The organism is Kocuria sp. TGY1127_2, assembly GCF_013394385.1.
GTDB lineage: Bacteria > Actinomycetota > Actinomycetes > Actinomycetales > Micrococcaceae > Rothia.
In genome coordinates this window covers 1,929,679-1,944,082 of sequence record NZ_AP022834.1, presented here as the reverse complement: position 1 = coordinate 1,944,082, position 14,404 = coordinate 1,929,679, and the positions used below count along the sequence as shown (strand labels likewise).

Annotated in this window: 15 protein-coding genes; 7 read left to right on the top strand and 8 right to left on the bottom strand. The window is 61.7% G+C overall.

What is annotated here, in order from left to right; genetic code table 11:
* Window positions 1-38: 38 nt before the first annotated feature.
* Window positions 39-1,370, top strand: a complete 1,332-nt coding sequence (locus sake_RS08690; protein WP_371811891.1) for an MFS transporter — start codon at window positions 39-41, stop codon at window positions 1,368-1,370.
* On the opposite strand, the gene sake_RS08685 is transcribed toward sake_RS08690, so the two are convergent.
* The gene (locus sake_RS08685; RefSeq protein ID WP_129360991.1) at window positions 1,367-2,371 is read right to left on the bottom strand and encodes an arsenic resistance protein; all 1,005 of its coding nucleotides are present in this window, start codon (window positions 2,369-2,371) and stop codon (window positions 1,367-1,369) included. The two genes, sake_RS08690 and sake_RS08685, sit on opposite strands and share 4 nt — an antisense overlap.
* Window positions 2,364-2,945: a helix-turn-helix domain-containing protein gene (locus tag sake_RS08680; RefSeq protein WP_371811890.1), complete on the bottom strand. Its 582-nt coding sequence runs from the start codon at window positions 2,943-2,945 to the stop codon at window positions 2,364-2,366. Before sake_RS08680 ends, sake_RS08685 begins: the two co-directional genes overlap by 8 nt.
* 66 nt (window positions 2,946-3,011) lie before the next feature.
* Between sake_RS08680 and sake_RS08675 the strand changes: the two genes are divergently transcribed.
* A complete protein-coding gene (locus sake_RS08675; RefSeq protein ID WP_178945831.1) occupies window positions 3,012-4,541 on the top strand; it encodes a bifunctional NAD(P)/FAD-dependent oxidoreductase/class I SAM-dependent methyltransferase in 1,530 nt (509 codons plus the stop codon).
* Here the strand turns inward: sake_RS08675 and sake_RS08670 are convergent.
* Together sake_RS08670 and sake_RS08665 are read right to left on the bottom strand one after the other, a co-directional pair.
* Window positions 4,538-4,723 carry a PspC domain-containing protein gene (locus tag sake_RS08670; protein WP_129360989.1) on the bottom strand — a complete coding sequence of 62 codons (186 nt, stop codon included), beginning with the start codon at window positions 4,721-4,723 and terminating at the stop codon, window positions 4,538-4,540. The genes sake_RS08675 and sake_RS08670 overlap by 4 nt on opposite strands.
* Window positions 4,724-4,807: 84 nt before the next feature.
* Window positions 4,808-6,496 (bottom strand): ABC-ATPase domain-containing protein, encoded by a 1,689-nt coding sequence (locus sake_RS08665; RefSeq protein ID WP_178945830.1) that lies wholly within the window; start codon window positions 6,494-6,496, stop codon window positions 4,808-4,810.
* A 79-nt stretch (window positions 6,497-6,575) separates the two neighbouring features.
* Here sake_RS08665 and sake_RS08660 point away from each other — a divergent pair, with 79 nt between their 5' ends.
* Window positions 6,576-7,592: an NADP-dependent oxidoreductase gene (locus sake_RS08660; RefSeq protein WP_129360987.1), complete on the top strand. Its 1,017-nt coding sequence runs from the start codon at window positions 6,576-6,578 to the stop codon at window positions 7,590-7,592.
* A gap of 91 nt (window positions 7,593-7,683) precedes the next feature.
* On the opposite strand, the gene sake_RS08655 is transcribed toward sake_RS08660, so the two are convergent.
* A complete protein-coding gene (locus tag sake_RS08655) occupies window positions 7,684-8,538 on the bottom strand; it encodes a PhzF family phenazine biosynthesis protein (protein ID WP_197964420.1) in 855 nt (284 codons plus the stop codon).
* A gap of 144 nt (window positions 8,539-8,682) precedes the next feature.
* On the opposite strand from sake_RS08655, the gene sake_RS08650 reads away from it, so the two are divergent.
* The 3 genes from sake_RS08650 (at window position 8,683) to sake_RS08640 (ending at window position 11,601) form a co-directional block, all read left to right on the top strand.
* Window positions 8,683-9,582 (top strand): alpha/beta fold hydrolase, encoded by a 900-nt coding sequence (locus tag sake_RS08650; protein ID WP_129360986.1) that lies wholly within the window; start codon window positions 8,683-8,685, stop codon window positions 9,580-9,582.
* 36 nt (window positions 9,583-9,618) lie between these two features.
* A complete protein-coding gene (locus sake_RS08645) occupies window positions 9,619-10,098 on the top strand; it encodes a MarR family winged helix-turn-helix transcriptional regulator (RefSeq protein ID WP_129360985.1) in 480 nt (159 codons plus the stop codon).
* Between the two features lie 177 nt (window positions 10,099-10,275).
* Entirely contained in the window at window positions 10,276-11,601 is a 1,326-nt protein-coding gene (locus tag sake_RS08640; protein ID WP_129360984.1) for an MFS transporter, read from the top strand.
* Between the two features lie 105 nt (window positions 11,602-11,706).
* Here the strand turns inward: sake_RS08640 and sake_RS08635 are convergent, their stop codons facing one another.
* Window positions 11,707-12,192 (bottom strand): HAD family phosphatase, encoded by a 486-nt coding sequence (locus sake_RS08635; protein ID WP_256394834.1) that lies wholly within the window; start codon window positions 12,190-12,192, stop codon window positions 11,707-11,709.
* A 388-nt stretch (window positions 12,193-12,580) separates the two neighbouring features.
* On the opposite strand from sake_RS08635, the gene sake_RS08630 reads away from it, so the two are divergent.
* Window positions 12,581-12,748 carry a hypothetical protein gene (locus sake_RS08630; protein ID WP_178945828.1) on the top strand — a complete coding sequence of 56 codons (168 nt, stop codon included), beginning with the start codon at window positions 12,581-12,583 and terminating at the stop codon, window positions 12,746-12,748.
* 92 nt (window positions 12,749-12,840) lie between these two features.
* Here the strand turns inward: sake_RS08630 and sake_RS08625 are convergent, their stop codons facing one another.
* A complete protein-coding gene (locus tag sake_RS08625; protein ID WP_129360982.1) occupies window positions 12,841-13,566 on the bottom strand; it encodes a DNA-3-methyladenine glycosylase I in 726 nt (241 codons plus the stop codon).
* Window positions 13,563-14,291, bottom strand: coding sequence for an alpha-ketoglutarate-dependent dioxygenase AlkB (locus sake_RS08620; RefSeq protein ID WP_129360981.1), 729 nt, complete (start codon window positions 14,289-14,291; stop codon window positions 13,563-13,565). Before sake_RS08620 ends, sake_RS08625 begins: the two co-directional genes overlap by 4 nt.
* Window positions 14,292-14,404 lie beyond the last annotated feature (113 nt).

The following is a 14,404-nucleotide window of genomic DNA, read 5'->3' as shown; positions in this document are numbered from 1 at the left end:
GTACTAGCGTCAGTGATCCTTCGACTGCTCCTGCGCCCGTGGAGCCGGACCTGAAGACTGTTCGCAAAGCGGTGGGTGCATCCGCGATCGGGAATGCCACGGAGTGGTTCGACTACGGGCTCTACGCGGTATCGACGGCTTACCTGAGTCAACACTTCTTCCCCGGGGACAACGGGCAACTGTGGACGCTTTCGCTTCTGGCATTGTCCTTCATCATGCGTCCCATCGGCGGCATGGTGTGGGGCCCGATCGGTGACAAGCTCGGACGCAAGGGCGTTCTGGCCATCACGATCGTGCTCATGGCCGGCGCGACGTTCTTCATCGGCGTGCTACCTGACGTCAACACCATCGGCGTATTTGCCCCAATCCTGCTGGCGTTCCTCCGTGTGGTGCAGGGCTTCTCATCCGGCGGTGAATACGGCGGCGCCGCAACCTTCATGGCCGAGTACGCCCCGGACAAACGCCGCGGCTTCTACGGAAGCTTTCTCGAATTCGGCACTCTCGCCGGTTTCGCGTTCGGTTCCCTGATCGTCCTGATCGGCGAGCTGACTCTTGGCAACGAAGCCATGATGGCTTGGGGTTGGCGCATTCCGTTTCTCGTCGCCGGTCCGCTCGGTCTGATTGGGTGGTACCTGCGGTCCAAACTCTCGGAGTCTCCGATCTTCGAGGAACTCGAAGACACCCAACGAGAGAGCAGCGTCGGCGGCGGTATCCGAGATCTCTTTGCGAACCACTTCGGCCAAATGGCCATCGTGTTCGGTCTCGTGGTCGCGGTGAACGTCGTCAACTACACGTTGCTGACGTACATGCCGACGTATCTCGAGAGCACAGTGGGAATGGAAAGCTCCACAACGCTCACGGTCATGTTCATAGCCCAGTTCGCGATGATGCTGGTGATGCCTCTGGGCGGTGCGCTGTCCGACAAGGTGGGCAGAAAACCCATGTGGTTCACCTCGATGATCGCTCTCTTCGTTCTTTCGGTTCCGATGTACATGCTGATGGCCAAGGGCTTCTGGTTTGCTCTGCTCGGATTCGCCGTCCTGGGTCTGTTGTACATCCCGCAGCTGAGTACGATCTCCGCGACTTTCCCGGCCATGTTCCCGGCGCCGGTCCGCTACGCGGGATTCGCGATCTCGTACAACGTGTCCACGATGATCTTCGGTGGCACATCACCCATGGTCAACGAGGCTTTGATCGGTGCAACGGGCAATGACCTTGTCCCGGCGTTCTACATGATGGGAGCCTGCCTCATCGGTTTGATCGCGACGCTGTTCATGAAGGAGACTAAGGGAGCTTCCTTGCGCGGGACCGAGGTGCCGGAAACGGGAAAGGTCCCGGTCTTCCAACCGCTCTCGGACGCCGCACGTTAGGCCCGCAATTGACGGTCGGGGAACATGCCCCTCGGCACCAACCAGAGATAGCCGATCATTCCCAGCAGCTCGATCATGGACTGCATGATCACGACGACAGCCGTCAGCTCCCAGCCGGAGGGTAGGGCCAGCGCGAGTGGCAGAACCACGAAGGAGTTCCGCGTGCCGTAGGTGAAAGCCAACGTTCGCGCGGGCTCCTTCGGCAGTTTGAAGAGCACCGACATGCACTTGGCGAGAGCGAGTGCGATAGCCAAGTACAGGACATATATCCCGCCGACTCGCGGCAATAGCTCAAGGGAACGTACGACGGCACCCGCATGCGACGTCATGACCAGGAGAATCACCAGCCCCAGAGTAGGTACGGGGAACCAGCCGAGAATCTCGACCCAACGTGAGGATCCATTCGCCGCAAGGCCATGACGTCGGTGGCGCGTGAGCCAGGAGTCCGTGGTTGCCGCCAAAGCGAGCGGGACAAGGATCAGCGCCGCTGCTGGCACCATGTGGCGCGCACCCACCGAGGCGCCGAATGTGTGATCCGCGAAGACTCGCAGATATACCGGCAGAAGCACCAACTGGACCACCATATTCAGCGGCGCCAGTGCCGTTGCCTTCGCCGTGTCGCCCCGCCCCAAATGCGTGAAAGTGATGAACCAGTCCGTGCATGGGGCGACCAGAGTCATGAGGATACCCAGGCGAATCGCCGGGGAGTCCGGGGCCCACTGCACGAGGCCCCACGCCACGAGCGGTATTACCAGAAAATTCCCGATCAACGACGCAATCAGGAACCCGCGGTTCCGAAACGTTTTGGGTATCGCCGCGAGCGGCACCTGAGTAAACGTCGCGTACATCAAGAGCGCCAGCGCCGGCCATACGAGCGCCTCCGTGACCGCCGCACCACTCGGCAGGGCACTGCCGATTCCCAAGCCTGCGGCCGCGCTGAGAAGGTATACCCAGACCTGGTTCCTCTCCAGTGAGCCCCTGAGAGGATGAGCTCTATTCATGGTCGCTTTCGTCAGCCTGCTCCGCGCCGTGAGTGTGGAATTTGGCCCCTTCGCGGTTGAAAATGCTGATGACCTCGGCTGGCCGGGAGCCAGCCGCAGAGACGCTGTGCGGGATCGTTGTGTCGAATTCGGCGGCCTCCCCCGAAGCGAGGACCAACTCTTCATCGCCGAGAAGCAATTGGATCTTGCCGGAGACCACGTACAGCCATTCGAAACCGGGGTGAACCCCTTGCTCGGGCGCCTTCTTGCGCGGAGGGTATGTCATTTTATAGGTGTGAACGGGGGAGGACTCCGGGGCAAGGGGCACGATCAGGATGCCGTTTCGCCGGTAGGCCTGCCGACGAACCCGCGGATCCGGTGCACGCTCCCTCACGAGCTCGTCGATGCTGATGCCGAGCTGCCGTGTGAGCGGCAACAACAGTTCCAGACTAGATTGACGCTTTCCCGATTCCAGCCGGGAAAGAGTACTCACCGACATGCCCGCTCGCTCGGCCAGCTCTTCCAAAGTCCAGTTCAGCCGCTGGCGCGCTGCCCGCAAACGAGGACCGACCTGCGACAATTGTTCGTTCACCATGCCCCTCCTTGCCATTTCTGCAAATTAGTTTGCCATAATTAATGCTGAGGATCTAGCGTCTATGACATGGAAAATAATTGGGATGTCATCATTGTCGGTGGAGGAACGGCGGGCCTGAGTGCAGCGCTCATGCTGGGGAGAGCACGCCGCCGTACTCTCGTTATCGACGACGCGCTGCCGCGCAGTCGATTCGCGGCACACATGCACGGAGTACTCGGGCACGAAGGAAAAGACCCGGCCGATCTCATCCGTGAGGGTAGATCAGAAGCGGCAGGCTACGGCGTCGTATTCGAGGACGTCCGAGTGACACAGGTCGAAGAAATGCAGCGCGGTTACCTAGTGACCGACGCCGAAGGGGCGCAGCGCACGGCCCGTGGCGTCATCGTGGCCACCGGAGTGACGGACGTTCTCCCGGAAATCCCGGGACTTGCCGAGCGGTGGGGTGTCAGCGTCCTCCACTGTCCCTATTGCCACGGCTGGGAATTCGGTGATCGCCGGCTCGGCCTGCTCGCGATGAGCCCCATGGATCTGCACCGAGCTGAGCTGGTGCGGCAGTGGTCGGAGGACCTCACCGTATTCAGCGCAGGAATCTCGGAGATCGATGCGGCGACTCGGATTCGTCTGGAATCACGAGGAATCAGCCTGATCGAGGACCCGGTTCTCGGAATCGACGGCCCAGGGCAGAGCATTTCCGAGGTTCGCACCGATCAAGGCGTCCACCTCATCGACGCTCTGTTCGCGGGAGGAAAAATGCACCCCCACGACGATTTCCTGGCGCCGCTCGGACTCGACCGTTCGGAGGGGCCTATGGGTTCTTTCCTGACCGTCGATCAGTTCGGGGCCACGAGCCTGCCGGGGATGTGGGCTATCGGAAACGTCGTGAGCCCAGCCCTGACCGTTCCGGGCTGCATGGGCGCAGGCGCGCTGACCGGTGGCATGGTCAATATGTACTTGGTCGGCCAGGACTTCGATGACGCGCTTCTTGCCCAACCAAAGAAATTCTGGGAGAACCGATACTCGTCCGAGGACAAGATCTGGTCCGGGAACCCCAATGCGACACTCGTCGACGCCGTTGAGGGCCTCCCGCCCGGCCGCGCCGTGGATCTGGGGTGTGGGGAAGGAGCCGACGTGCTGTGGCTGGCTGAGCAGGGCTGGCACGCGACCGGCATCGACATTTCCGATACGGCCGTACGTCGCGCTCAAGATGCGGCCCTGGCCGCCGGCCTGCAGGACCACGCGACCTTCCTCGCCGAAGACCTTTCGCAGTGGAACCCCGAGGAGGAGTTCGATCTGGTCACGGGCAGCTTTTTGCAGTCGCCGGTGGAACTTGACCGCATCGCGATTCTTCGGAAGGCCAGCGAACTCGTCGCGCCGGGCGGCCGGATGTGCATCATTTCGCACGCGGCCCCGCCGCCGTGGGCCACCGGCCATCAGCAGCATGATTTCCCGGATCCCGCGGAAGACGTCCGCGCTTTGGCGCTGGGCCAGGAATGGGAGACCGACCTCCAGGAGACGCGGAAACGCGAGGTCAAGGACCCCGAGGGCAATCCGGCCATCCTGGAGGATTCGGTCCTGCTGTTGCGGAAGAAGGCCTAGATCCTGTCATCCTTCGGAATGATGATCCAAGCGACCAGGTAGAAGATCGCCTGCGGCCCCGGAATGAGGAAGGACAGGAGGAAGAGGAAACGTACCCAACTGGGACTCCAATCGAGTGCCTCGGCAATTCCTCCGCAGACGCCCGCGATGATTTTGTGATTGCGTGATCTCTTAAGTGCCATGCCTCTACGGTAAAAAAGACAGCGCACTCCGCACAGTGGGGCAGGCACTACCTTTCCCGGTAGAGCTCGGTCGGACCGGTGTGTTCACTGCAATTTGAGCTTGCGATACCGGCTGATCGCGCCGTGTATCTCCTGCGGACGAGGCATCGCCAGGTCGCCGCGCGGTCGGTCCTTTCCTGTCAGAACGTCCAGCCCGCGCTCGCGAAGACGGCGCCAAATACGTTCGACCACCTGGTTCATCTCGAGGGTTCCGTCGAGCTCTCGGGACACTGACTCGATGCACTGTGCGATCGCATTGGTCTGCGACGGATCGACCAGCTGCCCGAGGTAGGCGACATCGATGTCCTCACGACCCAGCTGGATCGAACCAAGTCCCCGACCTCGTGCACTTTTCTTCTTGTCCGCAGGGTTGAGTGTTCCGGAGGCAGGTACGCGGCCCGCAGAGCGAGCGAAAACCCCTCGCTGCGGCGCGTGATCCTCATCGTTGTCTGGCGTGAAATCCGAGGCGATCCTGTGCGCTTTGTCCGTGACGTCCGACGGAACATACGCGTCCATGGCGATCACGTGATCCGCGACGCCGAAAAAAGCACCTGTGCCGCCGGCAACCAAAATCGTCGAGGTATCGCGCTCCGCCAGGAGCGGCCGGATGCGTTCGACGAACGGGGTGATCGGTTCGGATCCCGCAGGAATCAGTTCACGCATCGCCGGATCCCGGATCATGAAGTTGGTGGCCGAGGTGTCTTCGTCGATGAGCAACAAGGACGTGCCGATCTCCAAGGACTCGGCGAGATTCGCCGCCTGCGACGTCGAACCCGATGCATTCGTGGTCGTGAACCGCGAGGTGTCGGTTCCCGACGGCAAATTGGATATGAACGGGGAAATATCCACCCCCGTGACGGCGCGACCGTCCTCGGCACGGATACTCATCGCGTCCGGAACGGTCAGGACCCATTCCCGGCCGTCCCCGGCGACGTGAGGGTACACGCCGCGTTCCATCGCGCGCAGGAGAGTCGATTTGCCGTGGTACCCACCGCCCACGATCACGGTGATGCCTCGCGGTACGCCCATGCCTGTCACGGTGCGGCCGCTCGGTAGGTAGAACTCCTGACGCAGTCCTTCGGGGGAACGGAACCGAACGGCGTCGCGCAACGGCAGGTCGGAATCGCCCGACGCCCGGGGCAGCACAGCGCCTTCCCCCACGAAGGAAACCAGATCGCGCTCGCGCAACTCGGACTGAATGGCCAGCTGGTCGAGGTACAACTTGATGTGCTCTTCCAGCGCATCGACGTCCAGCCCGTCCAGAAGTGCGGAATTCTGAAGGAGCTCCGGAAGATCATCGGCTAGCAGATGCGCAGCGGCCCGCCCCTTGATCCGGCGCCCTCCGGCCGGTAACGCGACGTTCAGGCGAACCTGAATCTCTTCGCGCCCCACCACGACACTCGTTCGTTCGAGAACCTCCTGGCCGGGCTTGGTGATGTTGATTCCTCGATACGCGCAGCCGCAAAGGGCCTTGCTCAGATTGCGTGCCACGAAATCCGCGGCAGCGATGCGCTGTTCGGGCTTTCCCTCCAGTCGCCCTGACATGGAGGTCCCTTCAAGAGGTAGAACCGCCCGGACGGCGCTCGGTGGCGCGTACGGATCGGATTGAACGTGATCCACGACGAGGTCGAATGCTCCGAAATCATAGGTGCCTTTGATGCGTTTGTAGGCACCGTATCCGTTGCCGTCCAGTCGCTGAAGGGTAGACCTGAGGTCCTGTTTGGTGGGGTTCATTGAGAGCTTATTCGGGTCGGGGACATCAGTGTCTGGAAGTATAGTCGGTTCCGAATCCCGTGGAGAGGAAAAAGCAACCATGACTACTCAAGTCAGCAAGCAAATTCAGCTCGCGTCGCGGCCCGAGGGGTGGCCCACGGAGGAGAATTTCTCCACCGTGACGGTTGACCTTCCGGACCTCTCCGATGGTGAGGTGCGAGTCAAGAACCAGTTCATGTCAGTGGATCCTTACATGCGGGGCCGCATGTCGGCAGGCAAGAGCTACGTCGCGCCTTTCGAAGTAGGGGAGACCATGACGGGTGGCGCCGTGGGAAAGGTCGTAGAGTCCCGCAGCGACGATCTGCCCGAAGGATCCCTGGTGCTTCACCAGTTCGGCTGGCGCGACGTCGCCCAGGCCTCCGCCGATCAGTTCAACCGGGTCTCAGAGACCCCCGGTGTGCCCGCGTCTTTGTACCTTGGCATGTTGGGATTGACGGGTCTGACGGCCTATGTCGGTCTGACTCAGGTCGCGAAGTTCAAGGAAGGTGACGTCGTTTTCGTCTCGGGTGCCGCAGGAGCTGTGGGTTCTGCCGTCGGGCAGATTGCGCGGTTACTGGGAGCTTCGAAGGTCATCGGTTCCGCCGGAAGCGACGAGAAAACCGAACTGTTGGAGAAGAAGTACGGCTACGACGTCGCCCTCAACTACAAGGCCGCTCCGATTCGCGAACAGCTCCCGAAAGCGGCTCCGGACGGAATCGACGTATATTTCGACAACGTGGGCGGCGACCACTTGGAGGCGGCGATCGACGTTCTCAACCGTTACGGCCGCGCGGCGCTGTGCGGGGCCATCAGCCAGTACAACGCGACGGAAGCGACCCCGGGACCGGACAATATGGCGAATTTCGTCAAGCAGTCGCTGGCTTTCAAGGGATTCATCGTGGGCGACTACATGGAGTATGCGGGTGAGTTCCAGGAGAAGATGAGCAACTGGCTTCAGGACGGGAAAGTCCAGTACGACGAGACTGTCGTCGACGGCCTGGACAACGCTACCGACGCATTCATCTCCATGATGGAAGGCGCCAACAAGGGCAAGATGGTCGTTCGTATCGAGGAGTAATGTCCTCAGCGTCAAGGGCCCTGGCTCCGCCGTGTCGGTGGGCCAGGGCCTTCTGCGTATGCGGAATGAGCCGACCAGGTTCGTTGAGGCTTCAGGCCAGCGGCCTCATTGTGCCGGAGATGATGGTTCGGGTCGCTCCGCCGATCCACACGTCTTCGCCCTTCTTCTCAACGTGGATCATGCCACCGCGACCCAATACGGTTCCTTGACGGGCGACATAGCTCCGAGGGGCTCGCCCGTCTCGAATCAGCCATTGTGCAAAGCCTGCGTTGAGGCTCCCCGTCACGGGATCCTCGCTGCTTCCATCGCCCGACCCGAAAGCGCGGACTTCCAGGTCTGCGGGGGCACCAGAGTGGTCGAAAAATCCGGCGACACCGATCTTGAACCCACTCTTGGCAATCTCGGCCATTTGGGGTCTCAGGCCGAGCACGTCATCAGCGGACTTGAACACGATGCCGACCCAACCAGGGCCGTTGTCGATCCAACGGGCGGCCTCGATCCTTGACGCGTCCGCGCCGAGAAGTTCGGTGATGGAACAAAGGGTCTTCTCATCTGCTTGCTCGTCACGTACGAGGGGCGGGGCGGCGAATGAGATCCTGTCCGCAGACCGCCGGAGCGCGACCAGCCCCGACGCGGATTCCTGGGTGATGGTCTCACGGTGAGCCGGACGCCCTCCGGCCTCGAGCCAAGCATGAGCCGATCCCAAGGTCGGGTGCCCCGCGAAAGGAAGCTCACGGGTCGGCGTGAATATGCGGAGACGGTAATCGGCCTCGCCGGAGGTAGGGGCCAGGAGGAACGTGGTCTCGGACAGATTGGTCCAATTCGCGAAGGCCTGCATCTGCCGATCGCTAAGGGCGTCGGCGTCGTGAACGACCGCGAGTGGGTTACCCGGCAGCGGCCCGGGCGCAAAAACGTCGACCTGGTGGAACGGCAAGAACATGGACATCCCCATTTCTCCTGCGGAACCCGTTACGGACCCCGGAGTGGTAAGTATCCGGTACGCGCGGTACCGTAAACGTGATGGTGAGCTGAAACTCACTCCGGCAAGACTAATTGTCGAACACGTATCGACAGGGCGGGAGGCGTCACGATGTTTCCGGAAACGGCAAACAAGTCCGATCGTAAGATCGTGCCTCAGGCCGTCGAGCTTCGAAGCGTTCAGGGGCTGCCCATTTCGGTGACGTCCTGGGGTGACTGGGAAACGGCTCAGGGAGTGGCTCTCATTGTTCCCGCGATCGCAACCCGGGCGAGGCACTACAACGGGTTTGCTCGCTGGCTGGCTGACCAAGGACTTGTCGCGGTTTCCTTCGACTACTCGGGGTTCGGTGAATCGTTGGTCGGCAGCCTCAAGGATTCGGACGTGAACATCCTGAACTGGGCCGACGACGCCCGCACCGTCATCGACTGGATCGGGGAGCAGGGACCCACCTTGCCCGTGACCTGGATCGGGCACAGCCTGGGTGGGCAACTCCTGGGGCTGGCGGGTGATCGGGGCGTAACAAAAAGTATTTTTGTGGCCAGTGGCGTCGGGTCGGGTTGGAAGTCGCCATGGCAGACCGCTGTGCCGGGCATGGCAATGTTCTTCCTTGTCGGCCCTGTGGCACAAAAAATCTGCGGCTATTATCCGGGCCGAAAACTGAGGTTCTTCGGCAACCTTCCTTCCGGAGTCATGAGCCAATGGACGCGATGGGTGGCTTATCCGCGTTATATCCTGGGGGAGCGTCCTTGGTTGGCACCGGAGTACGCGGCCGTCGAGTCGCCGATCACGGCAATCTCCTTCACGGACGATGTGGTGATGTCCAAGTCGGCGTTGCGCATGTTGCTCTCGTTCTACTCGGGGGCCCGAAGGCTGCATTTTCGGTACTCGCCCCGAGACCTCGGGGTTGACTCGATTGGGCACATGGGTCCTTTCAGAGCGGCAAGCGCTGCCATCTGGAAGACCGTCATTGCGCCGCATCTTGCGAAAAACGAAGGGCCGCCACGCAGATAAATAGCAAAGCTATATACTTTGAGGTACACTGGGGCTATGTCAGACTCGCACCTGAAAAACAGCTCTTCGGCACAAGGGGCTCTCTCCTCTGCCGAATCTCGGCACGCCACGGAATTGATCGTGGTGGCCAGCCGATTTGTTCGTGCCGCGTCCCGCCACAGTGGCAGGGAGCGATCGACGATCGTTCTCCGGACCCTTTCCAACCTCAGTTTGGTGGGTCCCATGAGGATCGGCGATCTCGCCTCGGCGGAGCACATTACGCAGCCCACGATGACCGGCGTGCTGAAACGCCTGGAAGTCGAAGGGCTCGTGAAGCGTCAGGCGGACCCGTACGACGGTCGGGCTCAGCTCATTGAAATTACCCCATCGGGGAAGAAAGAACTCAATGACTTCCGCAAGAAGGCGACACAGCGAATTCAGCCCGCGGTTGCGCGGCTGACCAGCGAAGAGCGGAAGATCTTGTGGCGGGCTTCGGAGATCCTGGGGTCCATCAACAAGGATCTTGACGACTTGTAGAAGCAGGTATGAGCGCCGGAGGATGCGTCTACCTCATCCGCCTCGCTCGGACTGGCGCCAGATAAGCGACGTTTCATCCCGTTTGTGCCTGGCGCCCATGTTTTTACCCAGATATATAGTGAAGCAATGTGTGGTTCGTTCAGAGGACGCCGCACCTATTGGAGGCATTAGCACCGCATGAGCACAAGTACACCCACCGGAACTCATCCCGTGGTGGAGAGCAGGGAAAGCTCTCCTGATTCTTCACCTCAGAAAAAACAGTCGATTCTGCGTCAGCCCATCGCGGTTTGGGCCATTGCGTTCGCGTGCATGGTTTCTTTCATGGGCATCGGACTGGTCGACCCGATTCTGCCGGCCATCAGTAGCGAACTCAACGCTACGGCCGGTCAGACGATGTTGCTCTTCACGAGCTATCTCTTCATCACCGGCATCGCGATGTTCTTCACCGGTTGGGTATCCAGCCGTATCGGTATCAAGACGACTTTGCTCGTCGGGCTGGTCCTGATCATCGCTTTCGCCGCGTTCGCTGGCGCATCGGGCAGCGTCGGGGAAATCATCGGGTTCCGAGCTGGTTGGGGACTCGGCAATGCCCTCTTCATTTCAACGGCACTGTCCGCGATCGTCGGTGCAGCGGCCGGCGGCAGCGGCCAGGCCGTGATGCTCTACGAGGCGGCATTGGGGATCGGTATGGCCATCGGGCCGCTGGTCGGCGGGCTGCTCGGTTCCGTGTCTTGGCGCGGGCCGTTCTTCGGTACCGCCGCGCTCATGGCCGTCGGTTTCATCGCCATCGTCTCCTTGCTCCGCAACCCGAAGAAGGATTCTGCTCAGCCGGTTGAGAAGCACGCGTTCACCGCCGGCTTCAAAGCCCTCAAGGACCCGGCCCTCCGGGTTCTGGCATTTACGGCTCTCTTCTACAATTTCGCCTTCTTCGTCCTTCTCGCGTACAGCCCGTACCCGTTGGAGGCCGCCGCGGCCAAGAACGGTACCGAATTCGGCGCTCACGAGCTGGGCTTCGTCTTCTTTGGCTGGGGCGTCGCCCTTGCGATCGCATCGGTGTTCTTGGCACCCATGCTGACTCGTCGGTTCGGGCTTCGTCCGGTTCTGTACAGCATGCTCGGCCTTTTGGCGATCACGATGGCGTGCGCGGCCATCTGGCATGAATCCGTCGTCGGACTGATCGTCTTCATCGTGATCGCGGGCCTCTTCCAGGGCGTTATGAACACTGCCCTGACTGAGACCGTCATGGAGGCTACGAGCCTTCCGCGTTCGATCGCATCGTCGACCTACTCCGGTGTTCGTTTCATCGGTGGCGCGATCGCCCCGGCCATCGCGGGCCCGGTGGCCGACGCGGTCGGTGCGGGCGCCCCGTACTGGATGGCTGTGGTGACCCTCGTCGTGTCGATCATCGTGCTGGTGTTCGGCGGACACCGCTTGGCACAGGTCTCCCGACCCCATGAGACCGCGGAAGCCGAGGCCGAGGCCATCACGCGGGGTACCGACTAAGTGCGGCGCAGCGGCCGGCCCCCGTGGGTCATGTTCGACGGTGAACCGGGGTGCTGGCCGAAGACCGGCCTTCAAGAATCGCAATAGGCAGATTCTGGCCGCGAATCAACGCACGAAGCCGGGGGCTATTGTTGGCCCCCGGCTATCTTTCGATCGCCCCAGAAGCTCCGGCACGAGTGCCTGAGTCGTGTATTCGGTTAATTCGCGCAGTACCTTCTCTTCAAGGCTGCCGATGACGGCGGTCGGCGTTATTCCCGCGTCCCGCGCGGCGGTGATGCCAGTCCGCGAATCCTCGAATGCGACTGCTTGCGACGGGGGCAGGCGCAGCTGTTCAAGAGCGGTGAGATAAGCCTCGGGGTGCGGCTGGGGTGCCTCGACATCCTCGAGTGCTACGACCCCGTCCAATTCTGTGAGCAAATCGGCCTGTCCGAGGGCCGGAACGACGACGTCGCGGCTCGCGGCGGTCACAACCATAAGACGTTTGCCCTGACGTCGTGATCGACCGCGCCCAAGAGTCCATCGCCCTCGGATCAGCGCCCCCGTGGCTGCCCTTCTGCTGAACGTCGTTCCCGGTGCTGCTCTGTACGACATCCGACGTACGGCATATGACCATTCGGCGGCCTCGTAGCAGTACCGGTCATGGGGTGGGTCGCCTTCTCGGTATTCGACTCCTGGCGCTGGACGTTTCTCGTCGGCGCAGTGGTCGTGACGGTGGCCTTTCCGGCTTTTCTTCTTGTGCAGCGCAACAGCCCGCGGGATGTGGGTTTCCCTGAGACCGACGACGAGGGCCCCTCCTGCCAGGAGCCGTACGAGCAGGGCGCGCGCAGCGCGGCAGGGGCCAAATCAATCCGCCCCCGGTGCGTTCCACAACGACGGCTCCCAGAATCAGGCTCAGCGACCTTTGGGCCTCGGTGCCTCACGATCCTATGGTTCTCCGTCTGGGACTCGTCTACTTCATGCTTAAACCACCCGGTACGCGGTGCTCCTCTGGGGCCCTGTTCTGGTCATTGACGCGATCCCGGAGCTGGACGACAACACCGCGGTGTTGGTTCCTGTCGCCTTCGGCACTGCGGGGTTCGTCGCCCCGATTGTGGTCGGTTGGGTATCCATACCTTCTTTGGTGCGCGGCGCATACCGCCGACCGTGATCTCGCTGTCCTGTTCCTGCTCCGATCTTGGAACACACGGCCCGCGACGCGGTGACCTCGCGGCCCGATCCGGCGAGGGACCCCGGAATGCCTCAGATGAGGGGCTCGAACTCTCGGCGTTGTCCCTCGGGTGAATATATCCGGGAGGCGCCGCGTTTGTGGCTCCCAACCCAATGGGTATCCACGATTCCCACCGCTTCCATGAGGGCATAGGCGGTTGTCGGACCGACGAAGCGAAAGCCTCGTTCCTTGAGGTCCTTGGACAAGGCCTGCGACTCGGTCGACTGCGTAGGAACCTCCGCGATGCTCTCTGGCAAAGGGGTGACTTTGGGCGCGTGAGACCAAATCAGGGCCGGAAGGCCATCGGCGATCTCCAGTTCTCCTCCGCCCCACAACGGCAGAATGAAACCGCGGGTCAACGGATCCGCGTCCGGCGCGCCCCGGAGCTCAAGAGTTGCCCGCGCATTGCCGATCGCCGCGAGAATCTTTGGTCGGCTGCGGATGATGCTGGCGTCCTCGACGAGTCGCTCGACGTCGTCGTCCGAGAACTCGGCGACGGCTTCCGGGTCGAAGGCCGCGAAGGCCCTCCTGAAAGCATCTCGGCGCGCGAGGATCGTGGCCCATGACAGACCGGCCTGGAAACCTTCCAGACACACTCTCTCGTAGAGGCCCGCCTCCGAGATCACGGGCAAGCCCCACTCGTGGTCGTAGTAGTCGCGCATCATGGCGCTGCCGTTGGCCCATTCCGTGCGCGGGAGTGCCTCCTGAAGGACCGCATCTGAAGCGGTGCCTTCCGGCGCGGGGTGAATTTGAGTCATCGGTCGTCCCATCCAGTCATTCTCAAAGTCATGTTGAACCGGCCCGTCTCCACGGGGCATCCCTTCGGCGCTGTATTCGGCAGGATCTTGGGCACGCCGTGGAACATGAAACGGCTCGGTCCACCGAAAACTACCAGGTCTCCGGAGGCCAATCGGATGTCCTGGTATGGCTTGCTCTTGGTCCGTGGATTTCCCACGCGAAAAAGTGCAGTATCCCCAACACTCACGCTGACAACGGGCTCGGAGGAACGCTCATCCTTATCCTGATGCATGCCCATTTTGGCGCTGGGCTCGTAATAATTGATGAGGGCCACGTCGGGCTCATAGGAATCTGCCCACGCCTTGAGTTCCTGCTGCCCCAGGCCGGGCCAGCTCTGTGCGGTCAGTGGTGAGAAAGCATCTTCTACGGCCTTGCGGCCGAGGCGAATCAGCCAATCCGGTATCGGCAGGGGAGCGGCGTCGCCGAATTCTCTGGCCCGCCTGGTCAGGCGACCGGCTTCCCAATGCCATCCCAAAGTCGTCAGTCTGACCGACATGGGGTGGCCATTGATCAGAGGCGAATGCGGAGGGATCGGTCCACGTCCCCACTGTTCCCATTGACCAGCGATCCACCGTTGCTGGTAGGCGCTCAGCCAACCTGGAACGTGGACGACACCCGCAACGATTTCCCGCGGCTGCCGCTGGAAGGCGTCGTCGGAGAAGAGCCCCGTCTCGTCCTCAGCCATTGTGATCTCCTTTCGGTCGAATATCCCGAGGCCGGCCCTGTCCGACCTGTCCGACCTGTGTACCCACAACGAATTACCGTCTATGTGCCTGAGTCGTACAACCTGCCGGGGCC